At 32.4% G+C, this 19,732-nt stretch carries 17 protein-coding genes and 1 tRNA gene; 7 read left to right on the forward strand and 11 right to left on the reverse strand.

Going from position 1 to position 19,732, the window contains the following annotated elements; all coding sequences use genetic code 11:
- Positions 1-3 precede the first annotated feature (3 nt).
- Both Q0X14_RS04440 and Q0X14_RS04445 read right to left on the reverse strand, forming a co-directional pair.
- The gene (locus Q0X14_RS04440; protein ID WP_297842992.1) at positions 4-1,848 is read right to left on the reverse strand and encodes an AAA family ATPase; all 1,845 of its coding nucleotides are present in this window, start codon (positions 1,846-1,848) and stop codon (positions 4-6) included.
- Positions 1,849-2,046: 198 nt separating this feature from the next.
- Positions 2,047-2,577, reverse strand: coding sequence for a 3'-5' exonuclease (locus tag Q0X14_RS04445; protein WP_297842994.1), 531 nt, complete (start codon positions 2,575-2,577; stop codon positions 2,047-2,049).
- A 277-nt stretch (positions 2,578-2,854) separates the two neighbouring features.
- Here Q0X14_RS04445 and Q0X14_RS04450 point away from each other — a divergent pair, with 277 nt between their 5' ends.
- Positions 2,855-3,532, forward strand: coding sequence for a hypothetical protein (locus Q0X14_RS04450; RefSeq protein ID WP_297842997.1), 678 nt, complete (start codon positions 2,855-2,857; stop codon positions 3,530-3,532).
- Positions 3,533-3,552: 20 nt separating this feature from the next.
- Positions 3,553-4,326 (forward strand): ADP-ribosylglycohydrolase family protein, encoded by a 774-nt coding sequence (locus Q0X14_RS04455; protein ID WP_297843000.1) that lies wholly within the window; start codon positions 3,553-3,555, stop codon positions 4,324-4,326.
- A 132-nt stretch (positions 4,327-4,458) separates the two neighbouring features.
- On the opposite strand, the gene Q0X14_RS04460 is transcribed toward Q0X14_RS04455, so the two are convergent.
- The 6 genes from Q0X14_RS04460 to Q0X14_RS04485 all read right to left on the reverse strand — a co-directional run bounded on the left by Q0X14_RS04460 (position 4,459) and on the right by Q0X14_RS04485 (position 15,491).
- Positions 4,459-5,751: a hypothetical protein gene (locus tag Q0X14_RS04460; protein WP_297843002.1), complete on the reverse strand. Its 1,293-nt coding sequence runs from the start codon at positions 5,749-5,751 to the stop codon at positions 4,459-4,461.
- 496 nt (positions 5,752-6,247) lie between these two features.
- On the reverse strand, positions 6,248-6,754 hold the full coding sequence (locus Q0X14_RS04465; protein ID WP_297843005.1) for a hypothetical protein: 507 nt from the start codon (positions 6,752-6,754) through the stop codon (positions 6,248-6,250).
- Between the two features lie 325 nt (positions 6,755-7,079).
- Positions 7,080-7,964 carry an HAD family hydrolase gene (locus tag Q0X14_RS04470; protein WP_297843008.1) on the reverse strand — a complete coding sequence of 295 codons (885 nt, stop codon included), beginning with the start codon at positions 7,962-7,964 and terminating at the stop codon, positions 7,080-7,082.
- Positions 7,965-7,966: 2 nt separating this feature from the next.
- Positions 7,967-11,662, reverse strand: coding sequence for an N-6 DNA methylase (locus Q0X14_RS04475; protein ID WP_297843012.1), 3,696 nt, complete (start codon positions 11,660-11,662; stop codon positions 7,967-7,969).
- Between the two features lie 119 nt (positions 11,663-11,781).
- Positions 11,782-12,156, reverse strand: a complete 375-nt coding sequence (locus tag Q0X14_RS04480) for an endonuclease domain-containing protein (RefSeq protein WP_297843015.1) — start codon at positions 12,154-12,156, stop codon at positions 11,782-11,784.
- 83 nt (positions 12,157-12,239) lie between these two features.
- Positions 12,240-15,491 (reverse strand): helicase-related protein, encoded by a 3,252-nt coding sequence (locus Q0X14_RS04485; RefSeq protein WP_297843018.1) that lies wholly within the window; start codon positions 15,489-15,491, stop codon positions 12,240-12,242.
- 227 nt (positions 15,492-15,718) lie between these two features.
- On the opposite strand from Q0X14_RS04485, the gene Q0X14_RS04490 reads away from it, so the two are divergent.
- The 4 genes from Q0X14_RS04490 to Q0X14_RS04505 all read left to right on the forward strand — a co-directional run bounded on the left by Q0X14_RS04490 (position 15,719) and on the right by Q0X14_RS04505 (position 16,815).
- Positions 15,719-15,889, forward strand: a complete 171-nt coding sequence (locus Q0X14_RS04490; protein WP_297843020.1) for a hypothetical protein — start codon at positions 15,719-15,721, stop codon at positions 15,887-15,889.
- On the forward strand, positions 15,861-16,106 hold the full coding sequence (locus tag Q0X14_RS04495; RefSeq protein ID WP_297843023.1) for a hypothetical protein: 246 nt from the start codon (positions 15,861-15,863) through the stop codon (positions 16,104-16,106). The genes Q0X14_RS04490 and Q0X14_RS04495 overlap by 29 nt, the downstream gene beginning before the upstream one ends.
- A 236-nt stretch (positions 16,107-16,342) precedes the next feature.
- Positions 16,343-16,465 (forward strand): hypothetical protein, encoded by a 123-nt coding sequence (locus tag Q0X14_RS04500; protein WP_297843026.1) that lies wholly within the window; start codon positions 16,343-16,345, stop codon positions 16,463-16,465.
- Positions 16,466-16,488: 23 nt separating this feature from the next.
- Positions 16,489-16,815, forward strand: a complete 327-nt coding sequence (locus Q0X14_RS04505) for a host-nuclease inhibitor Gam family protein (RefSeq protein ID WP_297844720.1) — start codon at positions 16,489-16,491, stop codon at positions 16,813-16,815.
- Positions 16,816-16,985: 170 nt separating this feature from the next.
- On the opposite strand, the gene Q0X14_RS04510 is transcribed toward Q0X14_RS04505, so the two are convergent.
- From Q0X14_RS04510 to rnhC, 3 genes are all read right to left on the reverse strand, one after another.
- Positions 16,986-17,062: transfer RNA gene (locus tag Q0X14_RS04510), tRNA-Asp, on the reverse strand.
- A 248-nt stretch (positions 17,063-17,310) separates the two neighbouring features.
- Positions 17,311-18,408 carry an ATP-dependent 6-phosphofructokinase gene (locus Q0X14_RS04515; protein WP_297843029.1) on the reverse strand — a complete coding sequence of 366 codons (1,098 nt, stop codon included), beginning with the start codon at positions 18,406-18,408 and terminating at the stop codon, positions 17,311-17,313.
- Between the two features lie 25 nt (positions 18,409-18,433).
- Positions 18,434-19,360 carry a ribonuclease HIII gene (gene rnhC, locus Q0X14_RS04520; protein WP_297843031.1) on the reverse strand — a complete coding sequence of 309 codons (927 nt, stop codon included), beginning with the start codon at positions 19,358-19,360 and terminating at the stop codon, positions 18,434-18,436.
- Between the two features lie 55 nt (positions 19,361-19,415).
- Here rnhC and Q0X14_RS04525 point away from each other — a divergent pair, with 55 nt between their 5' ends.
- Complete coding sequence (locus Q0X14_RS04525; protein WP_297843036.1) at positions 19,416-19,730, forward strand: hypothetical protein; 315 nt, start codon at positions 19,416-19,418, stop codon at positions 19,728-19,730.
- The last annotated feature ends 2 nt before the right edge of the window (positions 19,731-19,732 follow it).

Consider the following 19,732-nt stretch of genomic DNA (forward strand, 5'->3'; position numbering starts at 1 on the left):
ATGTTATTCTGTTACATGCTTAATGGCATCAATGATATAATTTATGCCAGTATTTTCCTGACAATCTTTTTTGATAAGATTTATAATATTATTTTTATTATCTATTAATAACTTAGCAAACCATTGTGCTGTTATTGATTTTGATGCTTGTCTTTTTTCAAGTGGTTCGTAAATTTTACAAGCGCGCTTTATTATATTTTGCTCAGTTAAAATTGGGTCATTTGAATTATTAAAAATATTTTGTAATTCATTTTCTTCAATCCACTTATCCCTATTACATTTAGTTGCTATCTGTATAGCTTTGTGCATATATTCGAAAAGATTGCCCAGAGCAATATCAAATTCCAGAGTTTTGTATGGAGATGTAAATACTTTTATATTATAATCTGGTGAATTAAATTTTTTTTCAATCTTTTGTTTTTCTTCATCTGCATTCTGTCCATCATTTATTTTTCCATCTTCATCAATTTTCAGATCTAAGTCAGTAACTACAGCTACTTTAATAGGTAAAGAAGAGCCGTTTTTTTGCTTAAAAATATTTGCATATCTAAGTAGTGCCTTGCTTCCGACATTTACTATTGAAACACCATACTTATGCAACGGACGTCCGATAATTTCTGCTACTGTAGGAATGATTAAATTTTCAGCATCACCCTCAACAATGATAACTCTTTTCGCGAAAAATAGATTGGCTTTTGTGGCGTCCAAAAAGCGCTCTAAAAACTGATAATCACTTTCATTTAATGCCGTTGAGTTTTTATCCAATGAAAACACGGCCCCGTTATAACAAAGCTTTATATATTCAAGTGGAATACTTGAGCCTAATATCACACTATGTGTAGTTAAAATATTCTGAACTCCTTTGCTTTCTCTGTTCAATGAAGATTTAAGAACTCTTAACTGGGCTTGTGGATGTAAATGTGCCTCGAGTTCTTCTATTAATGCAAGTCGTAAGCCATTATGATTTTCTCTATTGAGATGTATTAATTCTGCGGCCATATAAAGCAAATTCAAAGTTCCTAGTCCTGCTTTATTTTCTTCTAATGCTAGTTCAAGCTTGCGTAAAATGGATTGTAGTTCAGCAGGGGTAATTTTTATTTGAGGTTCTCTCTTGTCATTAATATCTAAAAAATCCTTAGTTTGAGAATTGAAAATTTCTTTAATAATTTTTCCACCTTTTTCGCCGCCTTCTATTTTAAGATTTCCATCTTTTTCTAGGCTATCTTTTTCAAAAAAATCTAATACAAGTTTATTAGCATATTCAAAATATTTCTCTAAAGCATGTTTTTGGTTTTCTTTTTTTATGAATATATCGTGACTTTTTAATATTTGGTACAATCGTGATCGATAACCTGGCGAAAGTTCCACCTCCGCATCGCGCAAGGGCTTAAGATAAGTTACTCTTATTAGGTCTCTTACATTTCCCTCTAAATATTGCCCTTCTTCATCAATGCCCGCCCTTAAGTTCGTAATAATTCGGTTATCTCTATTCTTTGCTGTTAATCTTATAGTTAATTCTGCTTCATTTTTATCATTAAAATGGAGCCATTCTAAAAACTGACCTGCTTCTGTATCTGTAAATCCTGCAAAAGTAATTTCAATTTTAAATTCCTTAGCTCTTTCTTTAGTATTGGATTGATAAAAATCCTCTTCATCAATTCTGATTGGGTCATAAGTTTGAGTACCTAAACAATATCTAATGGCATCAATAATGGCTGTTTTACCAGAGTCATTAGCGCCAATCAATAGATTTAATCTTGGATTAAAGTCGATAGATAAACCAGGCTCGTCATTTTGTCCTTGAGCAAAGCAGCGAAAATTCCAGATTTTCAAATTCTTAATATACATTTTTCACTTCCCTCCTTCTATTATTTCTATTTCTTCCGAAATTAATTTTATATAGAAAATTTTTTTATTTGCCACGAGCTTTAGCTCGTGGATTAAATTGATTATCAAGTCTGTATTGGCTTTAGCCTAAATATTCCTTTCTCTGTTTCGGCTAAAGCCAGGTAAAATATTTTGTTTTATTTGATACCAGCCAGAATTTTATTTTCTTTGAATTAAATATCCTCTTTTTAGTGTTTTTATCATAATTTTTGCACAAGCAAGTGCATCGGAAAGTGCTTCGTGATGATTTAAGGGAATACCAAAGTAATCGCAAACATCTTCCAAACCATAATATTCAAACCCCCAGAAATTTCTCGATATTTGCATTGTACAATGGAATGGTTTTCGTGGAGGATTAATTCCATATCTTTCACAACATTTTAATAAAACGCTTTTATCAAATGAAGCATTATGTGCAGCTATAAAACCTACCCCTCTGAAATATTTTTTAATTATTGGCCATAATTCTTCGAATGTAGGAGCATCTTTTACATCTTCCCAGCTTATTCCATGTAAATCTGTAAAAACAAACCAACTACTTGGTGGTCTTATTAAGAAAAAATCTTTCGATACTATTTTACTATCTTCAACTCTAACTAATCCGATTGCGCAGGCACTATCACGATAATAATTAGCAGTTTCAAAGTCTATAGCGGTAAAAGAAGGGACTCTTGGTTGTAAATTCTTCATTTGAATATTCCCTCTTATTTTATTACCCCGATTATCAATTGATAATTTTTAGTTCGTCACCCAATCAAAAATAAATAATGCTTACAATTTTCTCCAGAAGCTATCACTTTATTATTTAATAAACTTATCTAATGATATAAACTTACTTATTACTTAACTATAAATTAACTCCTACTTACATACGTTCCACATACGCTTCAGATACGCTTCACATACGCTCCAGATACGCTCTAAGTTCTACTATTTTCTTATATTTGTACTATACTTAAGGTACTTTATGGCAATCATTAAGCGAAATATACTTGGAACTTTCCAGGGCTCCCTTTCTGATATCATTTTAAGGGTTAGAAATGGTAAGTTGGTGGCATATACCAAACCATCAAAGCAAAAGGTTAGTAAATCCAAAAGTGCGCTGTCTGCCAGATATAAATTCTCACTAGCTGTTGCACTTGCTAAAGAGATAAACAATGATAAAACATTATCAAAAATTTGGGCAGAAGCTAAAATCAAAGCCACAAACAGTTATCAAAAACTGATCAAAGTGAATTCCTCTCTTACAGAACCAGTCTCTTTGAGTATCAGAAATAAAATCACACCTGACTCAATTCCTTTAACTGATGTTCAAATTAAACTGAATAATAATTTTCTTGAATTAACAGTTAGTTTAGAAAAGCTGAATAAAGAATTACTCAACTCCAATAAACTATTTTGCCTGGTGCACTTTTGGAATCCAAACGACGATAACAAAAAAACTTTATCTAAGCCGGATTTTGTTATGAAACTTTTTAATTTTGATTTGTCCGAATTGGATAAAAATTCAATTCTAAATTTTTTAATTGATGTAGAAGACCTTATCAAGCTTGAATTTGGTAATGGATTAGCTTTGGTTGCGTTAACAGGTGTAAAGAATTCCAAACTTTTCTGGAGTTCAACTTTTGGTAAGAAATTTATTTAAGAATAATTAATAGGTTCATAATGATTGGGGCAATCGCAGGAGATATCATCGGCTCTATTTATGAATTTGATGATGAAAAACCGGAATATGACTTTCCTTTATTTACTGAGAATTCTCACTTCACTGATGATACTATACTTTCTGTTGCATTAGCAGATAGTATTCTGAATAATGAAGATTACAGATTTAAACTTTATGAATATTATCATCGTTATCCTTATGGTGGATATGGTGGATTTTTTCACAAATGGGCAGAGGTCAAGAATTCACCACCTTACAATAGTTATGGTAACGGATCTGCAATGCGTGTTAGTCCAGTCGCCTGGGCTTTCAATGATTTAGAAACAGTGTTAGCTAAAGCTAAAGAATCAGCAGAGGTAACACACAATCATCCTGAGGGAATTAAAGGTGCACAAGCTACTGCATCAGCTATTTTCCTGGCTCGTTCCGGAAGTTCAAAGAATGAGATTAAAGAATACATAGAAAAAAACTTTGCTTATTTCCTGGATTTCGATCTGGAAGAACTCAGAAAGAACTATACATTTAATGAAACCTGCCAGAAGACTGTACCCCAGGCAATCTACACTTTTTTAATCTCTGATAGTTTTGAGGACTCAATTCGTAAAGCTATTTATATTGGTGGTGATTCAGATACACTTGCTTGCATAAATGGTTCAATTGCACAGGCATATTATGGAATACCTAAATCAATTGTTGAAATAGTCAAGCAAAAGCTTGATGATCATTTGTTAAAGATTGTGAATGATTTTACTGATAAATATAAAATCTTATAAAATAGACTCTTGCAAAATCCACTTACATTTTATGCAAAACAGTCATTAGACTATTTCACATATTTTCCAAAATCTTAATCAGATTAAAGTTAAAACTACCTAAATTTAATTCTTTAATCGATTATAGAAGAATTAAGGTTGAAAATTAATATGCAAAATCCACTTAAACTGACCATTACCCACTGGAGGGGGTTGTACAACAGTATAGCCCTCTTCCATTAAAAATCTTGCCGTTGATGTACTTGGAGGAGGATTAAATGGATTGACGGCTGTTCCGTTCGGGCATACAACAGTAATTGAACCAGACCAGGTTTCATTCATTTCAAAATTCAGCCACGGATAACCAAAATTGTCAGCTTCCATCTCTCCTGATAATGAAATGTTCCCTACAACCGTCTCTGTTCCGATGCAAACAGATTGTTCAATTCCATTCCAATCTACTGTTCCATTTCCTGTTATCTCACCGTATGGTTCATTATATGTATTAACAATAAATGGCACGAAACCTTTAATAGTTCTCTGTATTGTTCCACCCCCGATACTGAATGTCATAATATGATCATATTCACGTTCACCTCTTATAAAACAACTGTTTCTTATTTCAATAATTCTGTCACCAACTCTTCTGTTGAGTTGTGAATCGGAAGTAAGTAGCATAACCATTTCGCCATATTTAAATAGTGCTTGCTGATAATATCCACAAGGATCTTCAGGTATTGGTAAATCTAAAAATGCATTTACCCGCTGAATAATTTTTTGCTCCAGGGATTCTAACATTTGGTTTGCCAGTTGATCTTCTCCAATCGCCTGCAATAGCTCAATATACTGAAGTATTCCTTTTATCAGTTCAGAAAAGCTTTGCCAATCCATTAAATCAATAATTAAATCTGAATTGGCTTTATTCGACTGAGAGATTATCTCCTCGTTAGTTGGCTGGGCACCCCCATAATCGCTAAAATGAAATATTTCTGAAGTCACAGAGTTGTTAGTTATTTCTGTTTTATATAATGGCAACGCATAGTCAGATGCTTTTCGACTATATAGAATAGTTCTGGAGGTATCAGCAATGGTTTTGTTGAAAATAACTTTTAATTCGGCAGCATTTCGTAATTTCAATCCATCTGGAAGAATCCGGATTGTATTAATCAGATTATTTGAGAAAGGATTTGCTTCTGTTGATTTTAGAAGCTGGAGTGTAATGGCTTTTGAATCTAAAAACGCATATTTGGGGATTGTCAAAAAAATTCTATCACCATCAGGGCTGGTTATTTCAAGAGTTCCTCCGTCTGTTGGCGTTATATTTTTGGTTGACTGGATAGCTACATCTGCATCTACCGGGTTGCTGTCTTCTTTACAGCTTATTGCTATTAAAGCAAGAATTATGAAGAATGAAAAAATCAGAAACCATTTATTATTTGATTTCATAATTTCGCCTCATAATTCAAAATTGGATTGAAAAAACATTTGCTTAAATGTTTTCGTTGCAACAATGAAAAGAACACATAATAAAATCAAGTAGTGAAAGAGCGGTTTACCTGGATTTAATTATTAAAAATTTTCTCATTAGAAACTTCATATTTTTTTAATGTAAAATCAATAAGTGATGTTTTGTAATTAGCAAGCAAAATAAAAGAATTATTAAATCTAAAATCTCTTTACAAAGAAAAATATTTAAAATCCTGTAGTTGATTAAAAATGAATTGTATTGTAGAGAAAGTATTAGATTTTTCCCTAAGCTTTTTATAAGCATTAAATTTTATTGTTTGTCCCTAAAATCCAATGTGTCGTGATATGACCTAAATTAATCTGTGGTTAATTATTCAACTAAATACCAAAGACTAATGTAATAACGGTACTAATCAGGATCAGTTTTTGCTACCAATTTGCTACCAAATTCCTTGTAAAACTTTATTTAAGAAAACTAAGTCTTTTCAACCTTCCATTTATTACCCCTTATTGAGGCATTACCATTCGCATCACATCGAGTAATTTTTATTAAATGGTCAGGAACATTTAATTTAAACCATATATCATCCATTGAACGCTGAAGATAAGCTGGTAGTTCATCTATCCTTAGATTAACAGGTTTACGTGGAGAGGTTATTAAAAAATAAGGTTTGACATTATTCCATATGCAGTTATTGAATCCAAATATTAATCTTAACTTATTTATTTTAGAACCGAATTGTTTATTTGTCCAACCTGACTCTGCTTTTGCTTCGATCAGAACTATATTGTAAATATTATCTTTCTTGAAGGCAACTATGAAATCAATGTCTTCCTGATTTGAGTTTAATCCAACCGTATTATCACTGATAAATTCTGTTGTTCCCCTTTCAGCACAATATAGACTTGCATAAATCCAATCCAGGTGATAATCCATAGCAGCAAAATCATCATATGGAATTTCAATTTTTATTTTTTTCACCAATTGTTTTGCGAAATTCCTCAGAAATTCTGAAATCCTTATTCCCAAGAGCTTGCCCGATAAGGAAAAACCTTTCCTTACGATTAAAGTGTTTCAGTAGAAAAATTAAATCAGTTTTCATTTTATTGGTCAACATTCATTTTAATTTTGGTATTATTTAGATTCTTGTTCTGTCTTTTCCCTCTATTTCAAACTTGATTATCCTTGATTTAACAACCTAGAGGAATGTAACTCCTTCTATTATTTCAATTTCTTCCGGAGTTAAATCGTAGAGCTGGTAAACTAAATTGTCTATTTCTATTTCCCAGCGTTTGGAATCTGATTATTAGTTTATATGCTTTAGTTTCTTATACTTTGTTGGTAAGGTTTTTATTAATGATTCCTCGATTAAAATTTTATCAATAATTAATTTAATTAAAGAAACGAGCTTACTATTTTTTGAATATTTCGCTGGTGCTATATACCTTGCTCGTCCGTGTTCTAATAATTCTTCACAAATTTCTTTGGGTGACTTTTTGGTTTTTGTATGCCTTTTATTTGGGTCATAAACAGCTATTGAGTAACCACCTTGAAAATTGACCATTTTCATAGAAGGAATATCAGTCTCACCATCACCAATATATATCATTCTCTTAAAGGGAATATATCTTTCTTCTTCAGGAACATATTTATTAATTTTTGTATTATCCCAAACGTTCATTATTCCTTTATTGATTCTAAATAAATATTGAGTTTTATTTGTATAATCAATTGCCAGAGCAGGCCACTGAGCAACTCCATTTATATCATAAAAAAATTCGGAAGCAAAAATAAATTTGAATTTATTCCTGATTCTTGTTCCCTCAATTATTTCTTTCAAGCCTGAAGATATTATATAGTGCTCAATAGCAATATTTTTTGATTCAGCGTATTTATTAATTAAATCAAAATATTTATCAACACCCTTAAAAAGTTGTATTTGGTTTCCGTGTTTTCTAAAAGAGGCTCTCTTAATTTGATGGTTTGCATTTTTTGCCTTATCAATTGTTAAATACATATAAGCAAGTATTTCATTCATTTTTTTTTCTTTTGCAAAATCCTTAACCTCTCCCCAAAAGATTTTGGGTCTAAGATTTAATGCTGGTAATAATGAGTGTTCCTGCATATTCCCGGGTGCAAGCGTACCATCAAAGTCATAACATATTGCAATTCTTATTTTTTTATTACGCATATCTATTTCCCTCCTTCTATTATTTCTATTTCTTCCGGAGTTAATTCGTAAAGCTGGTAAACTAAATTGTCGATTTCTTTTTCCCAAGCACTTGTATCTGATTGCGGGTTTTGTTTTTTCGCAGTAATTATTTTATCTACCAGTGTCTCTATTTGCTGAATAATAAAATGGTTATTTGGAGTGATTGGAGGTAATGGCATAACCTCAACATATTGATTTGATAATCTAAAACCAGTAAAACCATATTGATGGACTATCATTAATACATACTCATAAATTAATTTTGAATTCAAAATTCCCATTATATATTTCAGATTATTTCCAGTAAAGAATGCCATACTATCCAAAATAAAAACATTAGGTTCAACTATACAAAATGTTGGCTCTTGTGTAATACGTTGCCACACCACCTTCTCCTTCTCAAACTCGGGGTAGTAGGCAATTTGGTCTTGTGTTTCAAACCATTTATTGCCAGTTTGTTTGCGTGCATTAAAGCCTAAATTTGGATATTTCTTACCAGATTGCTCAAGCTGTCGGATATCGAAATTATCTAAAAAGTATTTCTTTAGAGCTGGAAACTTCTCGATATTTAAATGTAATGCCGGAAAAGTTCCAATCACCCACAAACCCGCCCAATCATAATAATATCTTTTTATATCTCGTCCTCGCAAAATTGGTTTTATTATTGCTTCGGTACGCTGTCGTTCAGTCAGTCCACCGAATCGGGACGATTCGGCTACACTGCAATTATTCAATATTTCATTTCGCTTTTCTGTTGTGATTATAAATGCTTCGTTCAAGCCGGTTTTAATTCCATAATAAATTTTCACATCCCAATCTTTGAGCGGTTTGCCAATGAGTTCTATTTTTTCTTTAAGCTTTTGCTCGGCGTTATTGCCAATAAACCAGGCATCTTTAGTCAGTTTTGTAAGTGTAACTCCTTTTTCTTTTAACTGTTTATTAAAATCAATATTATTTTCTTTGGTTAATGTTAACGCTTGCAAATTGAAAATAGATTTTTCACCTGATAAATTAGTTTCAGAATGACCATTCACCTTTGGATTGGATTTTTGAATAAGCAAAATATTTGTATCAACTGTTGCACTTTCAAATATTCCAGGTCCTAAGTCAATTAAAACTTTGGGATTGTGCTTAGTGAAAAATTCTCGCAATGTTTCCCCGTATCCTGCACGCATCCATTTATTTGATGTGATGTAACAGAGATGACCAAATTTCCTCAATAGATTAATCCCTTTTTCATAAAAGAGACAATAAATATCTCCTGTTCTTTCAAATGTTTTATAATTCTGATCTTTGTAAAGGTCAGCATATTTAAATTTACTTTTATCACTAATTGCTTTCTGCAATTGAATGTAAGGAGGATTTCCAATTACAATATCGAATCCGGAGGATTCATTTACTTTTACTCCAAACATCCATTCCGGGTCAAACCATTCTGAGAATTTGTTTGTATCGTAAGGGTCCCAGCTTGCAATCTTGTCAGAGAATTCATTATCAATCCTGTTATCATCCAAAACTTTTCTTATTTTTTTACGTAGTTCCCTGTCTTTATTTTCAAGCTTTTTCTTTTCACTTTCTTCACTTGTAGTAAAATATTTTTGTCTTAATTCAAAGAGCTCTTTTTCAAGGTTATCCAATTCTGAAGGTCTTAAAGTTAAAGTATCAGGCAACCCAATAAGTGTGTTGGCTGCCACAAGTTTTGTTTCGAGGTTCGGCAGGGGATCTATGCCAAGGTTGTCGACCTCACCCTCGGGAGAGATGACCTTTTCATCTACTAATAGCGAAATGAAGAAACGTAGTTTTGCTATTTGTATTGCAATTGGTTGAATGTCTACTCCGTAAAGACAATTTTGAATGAGATATAGTTTTCTACCATAATCTAATTCATTCCTTTTAAAATTATCTTCAATTTTGTTTATTAGTATTTTCTTGAGTCCAGGATCGGTAATATTATTTTCAATTGCATTAATTTGCTGTTGTTTCCACTTAATATTATGAGGGTCGAGTTTTGATAAAATTAAAACCAATTTGTGCAGTACACCCATAGGAAAGGCACCGGAACCAACAGCAGGGTCTAGTATTTTGCAACTGTTTATTGCATCTATGAGAATATCGGTTTCTTTATCGGTAAATCTGTGTGGTTCCTCTGCATAAGAAATTAATTTCCTCAATTCTACTTCAAGTTCGTCTTCTTTATCAATCCAGCGGCTCGGTAATAATTCTTCCTCAATTTTAAGCTGTCCTTTTCGTGCTTTATTTCCAAACATATCAATTTGATCGGTTCCAATTTCAATGTAACTTTTTGCACCTTCAATCATTTTATTTTTCAGATAAGCAATCAGGGACTCATCAACCATATAGTTAACTATTTCACGAGGAGTGTAATAGCTTCCCGTAGCTTTACGTACAGTTGTTGCGGTTTCAGGGTTGTAAGCGGCTAGAAGGTTTTCAAAAACTTTTCCCAATAGCTCAGGGTCCAATGCAACTTCTTCATCAATTGGTGTGTTTTCATCAATTGTAAAATTATAGGTCTCAAGTATATTTATTAAACCTTTAACCCTGGTATTTTTATATTTTGCAGATCCAAAATCTTTTTGTAAGTCAACCTTTTGCTCACCGGAGAAGAAAAGAAAATTCGGAACAGCCGGTTGATTAGCTGCTTTGTCAGAAAATCCATCAATTCTTATCTCTTTACCCGTTTCGTTTGTTGGGTCATCTTTACTTTTATCAAGGCACTCAAACAAACCTCCGTTTAGAAATGGAATATTTTTAAAGATATCCAGCATATCCTTCGGATTTTTGAAAAGGGAATGATAGCGGTAATAGTTGGGTTCCATATAATCTTTATTTTTACCCTGAAAAGTTTCTTCCCTTCTGAATTTGCGTTTTTCAATTTTCGTGTTGAGTGTTGCAAAAAATAAATTTTGGAGTATTGCTTTATAAAAATTCGAATCTTCAGATGAAGGATCAAAATTTATTAGGTATTCCTTTAGATTATCAGGATTAAACAAATGATTACCAATCAAACCCTTTGCTTTCATAAACCAAATAAAAATCAGGCGGGTTATCAATCTTATAACTGCAATGTTTCTTCCGTTAGTTTCATTCTCAGCATCTTTAGGAAATCTAACATTTTTAACAGCCCAGAAATACCAGTTTGCAATTTCCTGATAGAATTGTTTGGTAACAACCTCAATTGAAAATCTACCTTGCAAATCCTCAAAATCTTTTACTCTTCCTTTCGTGACTAAAAACTCATAGGGTGTTTTTACTTTTGCATCTGGTCCAAGAAAGAATGAGTAACGACGTGGATTGGAATATTCTTTTTTAACTTTGCTTCCTTCAAGTGAAAATTCAATAGTTGCAAGTGAAAGACGATAGTTCTGTGATTTTGAAGAATGCAGTAATACCAATGCTCTTCGATATCCGTAAGATCGCATCAGACGGAAAATATCCCTGGATAATCCAACACGGGGGTCATTTTCCGATTCGTGTTGAACCTCAATTACTTTCAACTCAAGAGATTTATCTTCACCAATAAGAAAAGCTTCTTTTGAATATTGTGGTGTGAATTCAAAAGAAAGTCTTTCTTCTGTGATTTTAAAGTCATCTGTTAAAAATTGATTCCGGAAGAAATTTTTATAATCACTTCTTGAATATGGATTTTGGAAATTCATAGAATATCCTGAATTTAAATTTATGTTTTTGCTCTCAATAACCTACTGAACCCTCCCCGTCCCTCCCTTTGGCAAAGGGAGGGTGTTCAAAAGTCCTTCCCTTTGATAAAGGGAAGGATTTAGGATGGGTTCGTAATTAATTGTTTTATAGCTTTTTCAATTTTCTCAAAAGCCAAATCCGGATTTCCAAGCAGTTCTTCGTTTTTAATTCTTACAAATTTGATCCCAAAGTTTTCCAAATAAGATTGTCTTTCCGTGTCATAAATTTTCTGCTCTTTTAATTCGTGTACATCACCGTCAATTTCAATTGCCAGTTTAAATTTTGGACAGTAAAAATCAACAACATAATTATCAATTGAATATTGGCGCAAAAATCTTACTTTAAGTTGTTTTTTTCGGAGATAAGTCCAAACAAGCTTTTCACAAAAAGTCATATTTTTACGAAGCTCTCGTCTTCGTTTTTTCATTTCTTGTTTGTTATAATGTTTTGTCACCTTGATATTCCTTTGAACCCTTCGGTTCTCTCCTTAGAAAAGGAGGGAGTCCACAAGTCCTTCCCTTTGGTAAAGGGAAGGATTTAGGATGGGTTCAGTTCTTCAGCTAAAATCAGATTTTCTTCAGCTTCATCAATTTGTTCTGCTTTTTTAATAATATTAATCAAATAACTATGCGGAATTTCTTTCATTAAGTATTCCAAATCGGAATTAATTGTTTTATCACTAATTTTTCTAATTTGTCTGTGATACAATTCCGGCAATGAATCAAGCTCTGCGACAACAAACAGAAGATCTTTAAGATAATCTGGATTACCTAATTTATTGTCAATCAAAAATTTGAGTTTATCAATAGTTTCCCGCTTTCCCTTATCGAGTGCCACTTCATTTTTCTTTGTGAATAGATTTTCTTTTACTTTTTGATATGTGGCTTCGAATTCATTACTTACCGGTTCGGCTTTTTCATCAATATCGGCTTTAAATAAACTTATTGCATCACGGGCGTTTAGTGATTGATATTCAACAGGTGAAGTTCCGAGTTTGAATATGTAATCATTTCCTTTTTTACCAAAAACCAGAACACCTTTTTGTTCAAATGTTTTTGATCTTTTAATTCTTATTCTTCTCGGCAATTCTATTGCTTGTCTGTATAATTCCGGATTGGTTGTTTTAATTTTATTTAATTCATTTAAGAATTTAGCATCCCAGGATTCCTTCGCTTCTTGTTCTTTCATTTCTTCTCTGAATCTTTCGACAAAATAAGAGCGAAGTTCTTCATCCGAAGTAAGCACTTTAGTATCTTCACCTATCAATGCTTGAATCATTGTAAGCTTTAACGATGCAATTTGTGTAACAAAAGTATGTTGTTGTCCTTCTGCAGATGGGAAAAAATTGTAAATAAATAATTCATCAAAAACCTTTTTATTAATTCGATTGATTCGACCGACACGTTGAATAACTCTCGTTGGATTATATGGAATATCGTAGTTAAAAATTATTCCTGCACGATGAAGATTAAATCCTTCAGAGATTGCATCTGTTGCGATAAGAATATCATAGTCATTGAGTTTAAGTTGTTCTTTTATTCCAGCATCAAAATTTCTTCTGATAGTTTCTTTATTTGAAAGTGATGCATCTTTAGATGAATACTTAAAAACACGAAATTCATTCTTCAATTCTTTGTAAAGATAATCAGCAGTATCACTAAACTCAGTAAAAACAACAATTTTTCTCGAAGGCATTTCTTTTAACTTACTCTTAAGTATTTTCTTAAAGTCTTTAAGCTTAGGATCTTCCGGGTAACCTTTACCAAACCATTCACTTTTAATAGACTTCAGTAAATTAATATCTTTATCCAAATCACGTATAAAATCTAATTTCAACTCCTTTTTATCAATCAGAAACAATCCTTTCTCAGTGTAGGAAGCAAGTTGTTCTTCGAAATTAATTTCGGTTAAATCAATTTCTGCATCTTCCCCTTCAAGATCGAAAAGTTCTTCTATCGATGGAAGATTTCCTTTTTTATAAATTGGAACTTTACCTAGTCGCTCATACCAATCTTTAATATATTCAGACGATGCAATCATTGAATCAAGACTTTTTGCAAAAGCTTCAATCGAACTTTCAAATCTTCGAACAAGTAAATGCTTCATAAAATCTGCTATATTTCGTTGTGCTTGCTTAAATAAGTTTACATCATCAAATTCTTCAGATATTTTTTGCTTATACTTCTCAATATTTTTAATGTAATTAGCCGGCATATATCTGGCACCAATAAATCCTTTACCTTCTTCTTGCGGTGCTATTTTATAAAATGTACTAATATATAATTCAGCAAGATCACCAAGTTTATATTCCAGCACAACAGGGTCATTTACTTTTGGAAAGGATATATTTTGAGACTTTAAATCCTCTATATATTCATCTATCAAATCAAGATCAATTCGTGAGCGCCGAATGATAAGCGGTGAAAGGATATCTCTTATTTTATCTGCTAAAATTTCAATCTCATTTTTTATTTCTAAATTTGATTTCGTTTTCTTGCGCTGACTTTCTTTTATCTTTTTATACTCCTTCACCATTTCCCTAAACTGATAACTTAGGTTATCAACTGTCCTGATTGTTGATTTAGCGGTTATCTGAAAAAGTCTGATTAAAGCAAAAATATCTTGTGGTCTGTTATTGAAAGGTGTTGCAGAAAGTAAAATTACTTTATTTTTCTGACAAAGTTGATGCAGTAACGCATAATCATTTGTATTTTCGTTTCGGTATTTATGTGCTTCATCAATAATAATTAGTTTTAGTTCATCATCATCATTTTCTTCTAGAGCTTGTGCAATCTTACCACTCGAATATATTTTTGTCCTAAAGTTAAATTCATAAGAGTAATCACTCCATTGCGAAATTAAGTGTGGCGGAGCAATAATGATTGTTCTGAGTTTCAGATTGTAAGCAATGGCTGAAGCAATTATACTTTTACCAAGTCCAACCACATCTGCAATAATTACTCCATTATGTTGTTCAAGAATATTAATCGCTCTTGTAACCGCATCAATTTGATATTTTAGATCTTTAAATTTTTCACCAGTAATATCCGACGGAAATGCTATGGAACCTCGCTTTTCAATTGTGAAATATTCAATTAAAACTCGAAGATAGAGCAAGTAAGGAGAAGGTAGTTTATCTATCCAAATTTTATGAATTACTTTTTCTTCAAATTCGTTGAAATTATCCTTATTAACAATCAGAACAGCTTCTTCCCACAATCGGTTAAATAATTCAAGACCTTCTTTAAAATGTTCATCTCTAAAAATTACATTTATCTCGTGCTGACCTCTCAATCCAGAACGACTTAAATTACTTGAACCAGTTATTAATGTCCCTGGAAATTCTCCCCCTTGTGAGTATTCATCTTTATTTTCAAATAAATATAATTTGGAATGATTAGGTCTAAGTGTTTTTCTGATTTCTAAAGTTCCATTCTTTATCTTTTCAATGAATAATTTGAATGCTTCTTGTTTTTCAACTGAATCAAAAAAATCTGTATCATTAAATATTGTCACAAAATTTTTATGAAAATTTAATCTTATTTCACCCCTCGAGTGATTTGTTTCATCTATAATTTCAAATTCTCTAATCTTATTCAACAGGTCTTTTTCAGCATCTAATCCAACAAGAATTTTAATGTTTTTGTCTTCAAGATTTTTATAAATTTCTTCAAATCCTGAGAAGTAAAAGTATCCAACAAGAAAGTACAATGATTTTGAGGAAGGTAGGATATTATTAAAGACCTCAGCGAGTAGTTTATCCGTGTTTGTAATAAATTGATGTGGCATTTAGCTCCAGTTAAAAATTACTAATTATAAATGAAATTTTCTTGACCACAACTTAGCACCCCAAAAAACTTCTGCGCAGGAATTGCTCATATTGTAAGCAATCTTAGAATTATTATTTGAAAAATAATAATTATTTGCACCTAACTGCAAAAATATTTTATTAACAAGTGGCAAATAATGGGTATAAGAACCTTGTATAAACACTAACAAATTTTCCAGGAGGTCTTATGACTTATAGTCCTAAAATTAAATCAGAGTTGGTTAAAAAACTCTATCATCTAAAACAATCTTTACCGAATAAACCACCTATGACTACGATGGTTAATGAAGCCATCGAAGATTACTTAAAAAAGAAAGGAGTAGAACTTGATGACAAAAAGCAAACTCAGATTAACTGAAATCTGGAAAACAGAGTTCATCTTTCAGGATATTTATGATCAAGCAAGTGATGAATTTAAGAACTATGTTGATTCTCTTACAACTGAGGAACTTGCTGAGTTCATAGATAACAATCTTTATACTTGGTCCAAATCATTTGAATCGGGGATAATGACTAACTTGGTTATAGTTGCTAAAACTATTGCCGACAATACAACCCTACCTGTTAAAAACTAACCCCAAAATCATAATTTATTTGGTATAAGATAACTGAATAAGCTTATTCATTTTAAAGGAGAATTATACCAATACTAAAACTAAACATAAACAAACTTCTCAGTATTTTCGTAAGCCTAGCTTCGAGCATCCTGTATATCATCAGAAAAGAATTCATTCGTGAAAAACCAAAAAGGAGAAATTTCTATGAAGATCCCAACAACTTTTATTAAAACGGTTATAACTTAAGCCTCAAGATGTCTGATCAACCTGATGGCTTTTATATACAATCAATTAAAGAGAAAAAGGAGAAAATGACAGAAGAAATTTCAGTCATAGAACAACTCATTGCTGAATCAGAGCAGAAAGAAAAAAGTTAGAACAAGCTCATCTGGATTTAATTCTGGTTGAAATAAAAAAGCTGGAAGAACAGATTGAGAAGAATTTCGATACTGCAGCACAGGAAATAGAGATAATTGAAACCTGGGCTTTGAAGAGAAATGAAAAGTTGACTAAAAGAATTGAATGGATAAGCAGGAAACTGGAGCTATACCTAAAAAATGAAAATCTGAAAACGCTTGATTTACCAAACGGAATAATTCGAATTCGGAAACAACCAGACAAGAGAATCAATGTTGATGAAGAATTGTTCTTTAGGAAAGCCACTGATGATTTGTTGAATATCATCCCGGAATCCGTAAAACCAGACTTGTTAAAGATAAAAGCCTAGATAACACGCACAGGCAGAATACCTGATGGTGTGGAAGTTACAAGAGGTGAAGAAAAATTCAGTTATACAATAAAAAAGGAGAAAAGAAAAAATGGAAATAATAAAAAAATCAAGGGAAAAATGTTTGAAAATAAAAAACCCTGCAAGTATTTAACTTACAGGGTTTTTTCTGGCGGGGCCGACGAGACTCGAACTCGCGACCTCCTGCGTGACAGGCAGGCGTTCTAACCAACTGAACTACGACCCCTTAAAATTTTATTTCACAAAAAAAAGAACTCGCGACCTTCCCGACTTGTCGGGACAGGCGTTCTAACCTCCGTTAGCCAACGGATGAACTACGACCCCTTAAAATTTTATTTCACAAAAAAAAGAACTCGCGACCTTCCCGACTTGTCGGGACAGGCGTTCTAACATCCATTAGTCAACGTATTAACTACGAATTAAAAATATTTTTTTCGCACGCCAAATATAATTCTGAAGTGCAGAATTTACAAATCAATCTCCGAATGAAATACCAACTCTTCTGGCAGCTATCACAGCCTGATCATCGGGTTTTACCAGTTTTTGTCTTGATATAGCATCTTCAATTCTTACGCTTTTAATTTCACTTCCTTTTAATGCAACCATTCGTCCAAACTTTTTCTGAGCAACCAAATCTATTGCGAATGCACCAAATTTAGTAGAGAGAATTCTGTCAAAAGGGGTTGGACTTCCACCTCTCTGCAAATGACCAAGCACAGTTACTCTGGTTTCTCTGCCTGTGTTCTCTTCTATTTTATCAGCTACAACTTTTCCAATTCCTCCAAGCTGAACAGGATCAGTTCTTTTAATGTCAGTTCCTCTTGTTACAATATCACCACCAAGTGGTTTTGCTCCTTCTGCAACACAAACAAGACTGAACTTCTTACCCATTAATTCTCTTTCTTTAATCTTAGCATAAACTTTTTCCCACGAGAAAGGAATTTCGGGAATTAAAATTATATCGGCACCACCAGCTAGTCCGCCATTAAGTGCAATCCAACCAGCGTATCTTCCCATTACTTCAACAACCAGAACTCTATGATGAGATGCTGCAGTTGTATGTAATCGATCGAGCGAAGTTGCAACTACATAAACTGCGGAATCGTGTCCAAATGTTAAATCTGTTGCTTCCAAATCATTATCAATTGTTTTTGGCACTCCGATAACATTCATTCCCATCTGAGAAAGTTTATTACAAATGTGCATCGTTCCATCACCACCAATTGCAATAAGTGCGTCAAGATTCCAAGCTTTATAGTTGTTCAATGCTGCCTGCGATTTATCCTGTATTTCTATCTTACCTGCAACTTCAACAGGCCAATGGAACGGGTCGCCCTTGTTTGATGATCCGAGTATAGTTCCTCCTCTTGCCAAGATACCTGAAACATCACTGTTTGTTAATTCTTTGGCTTTCCCTTCAACCAAACCTTCAAATCCATCCAGGATTCCAAATACCGTCATTCCATAATCTTCAGCTGGTTTTGTAACACCTCTGATTACAGCATTCAGTCCGGGACAATCTCCTCCACCTGTTAATATTCCTATTCTTCTTATTTCATTTTTTTTAGCCATTATTTCTTTTCCTTTTAGTTCTCAATTAAATGTTCTTAAAATTTTTGAAGTGCAATTTAATTAATTCACTTAAAACTTCGTTTCCAAATTTTCGTTTTATGTGACTTGCAACATCATTCACTTTCTCTGCTGCACCAAGTGGCAAATCTATTTTCAATTCAGTCCTTTTCTTTTCAAACCAGTTTAGTACTCTTTCTCTTGCGAGAATTGATGCAATCGCAACACCATAAAATCTCTCAGCTTTTTCTGCGAGAAGCAAATTATAATTTGTTAGCTTCTTGTTTAATTCAGTTCTTATCAGATCTTCATTACAGAATTTATCAATCACCAAATCAGAGTAGTTAAAATTCTTTTTTAATTCTTCAATTGCTTTTGTATGCGCCCAAATAAGAATTGAATTAAGGTTCTTAAAACTTTCATATAATTCATTATATCTTTTGGGAGTTATCTCAATAACGCAAATTCTTTCAGCAAATCTTTTGCGAATTTTAAAAGCAATTTTTCTAATATCATCATCGGAAAGTTCTTTGCTATCTTTAATATTAAGGTCTGATAATTCATTACGGATTTTAATGTCAAAAGCAAAAGCAGCTACTACAAGAGGACCAAAGAAATCTCCTTTACCACTTTCATCTGAGCCGATATAGTTTTCAGGTTCTGTTATTTCTTCGGATTGAAAGTTAAATTTCGAATTAATCAGAGCATCTATCTTTTTATAAAAATCAGAGTTCAGATTGCCTTGCAATACATTCTTAATTCCTTTTTTACCAAAGTAAACCAGAAATTTAAGCTTATCTTTTCCATTGCTGATATTGATTTCATAGTTGTATTGTTTTTTAGTCGGTTCGTCTACTAAATAACCATCTTTCAGAAGAATATTTCTTACTTTTTGAATTTCCTGCAGTGCTTTTTGCTCAATTATTGAGTGCTGATTCTGGAACGCTGATTGCATTGGCTTTAATGACTTTTATTTTTAATTTTTGAACAGTTATAAAGGAGATATTTAAATGAAAAACTTATTATTTATACTCAGTTTGATTTTGATTTTTCAACTGACAAATACATTTGCTCAGGATAAATCAGAGTCAGTTAATAATCTTGTTAATACACTAAAGCAAAAGGTTCTTTTGTCTGATGATCAAACTAATTCTATTCAAAAAGTGCTTAATGAACTCATAACTAAATCGAAATCTGTTGAAGATAAAAGCGAAATAATTAAAGAAGCACAATCCAAAGTTGAATCATATCTTGATAAAAGACAAAAAATGAAATATGATATTATCAAGAATGACTGGTGGAAACAGGTTCAATCTGTTTTATAAAT

Source organism: Ignavibacterium sp. (genome assembly GCF_025998815.1).
Classification (GTDB): Bacteria; Bacteroidota; Ignavibacteria; order Ignavibacteriales; family Ignavibacteriaceae; genus Ignavibacterium.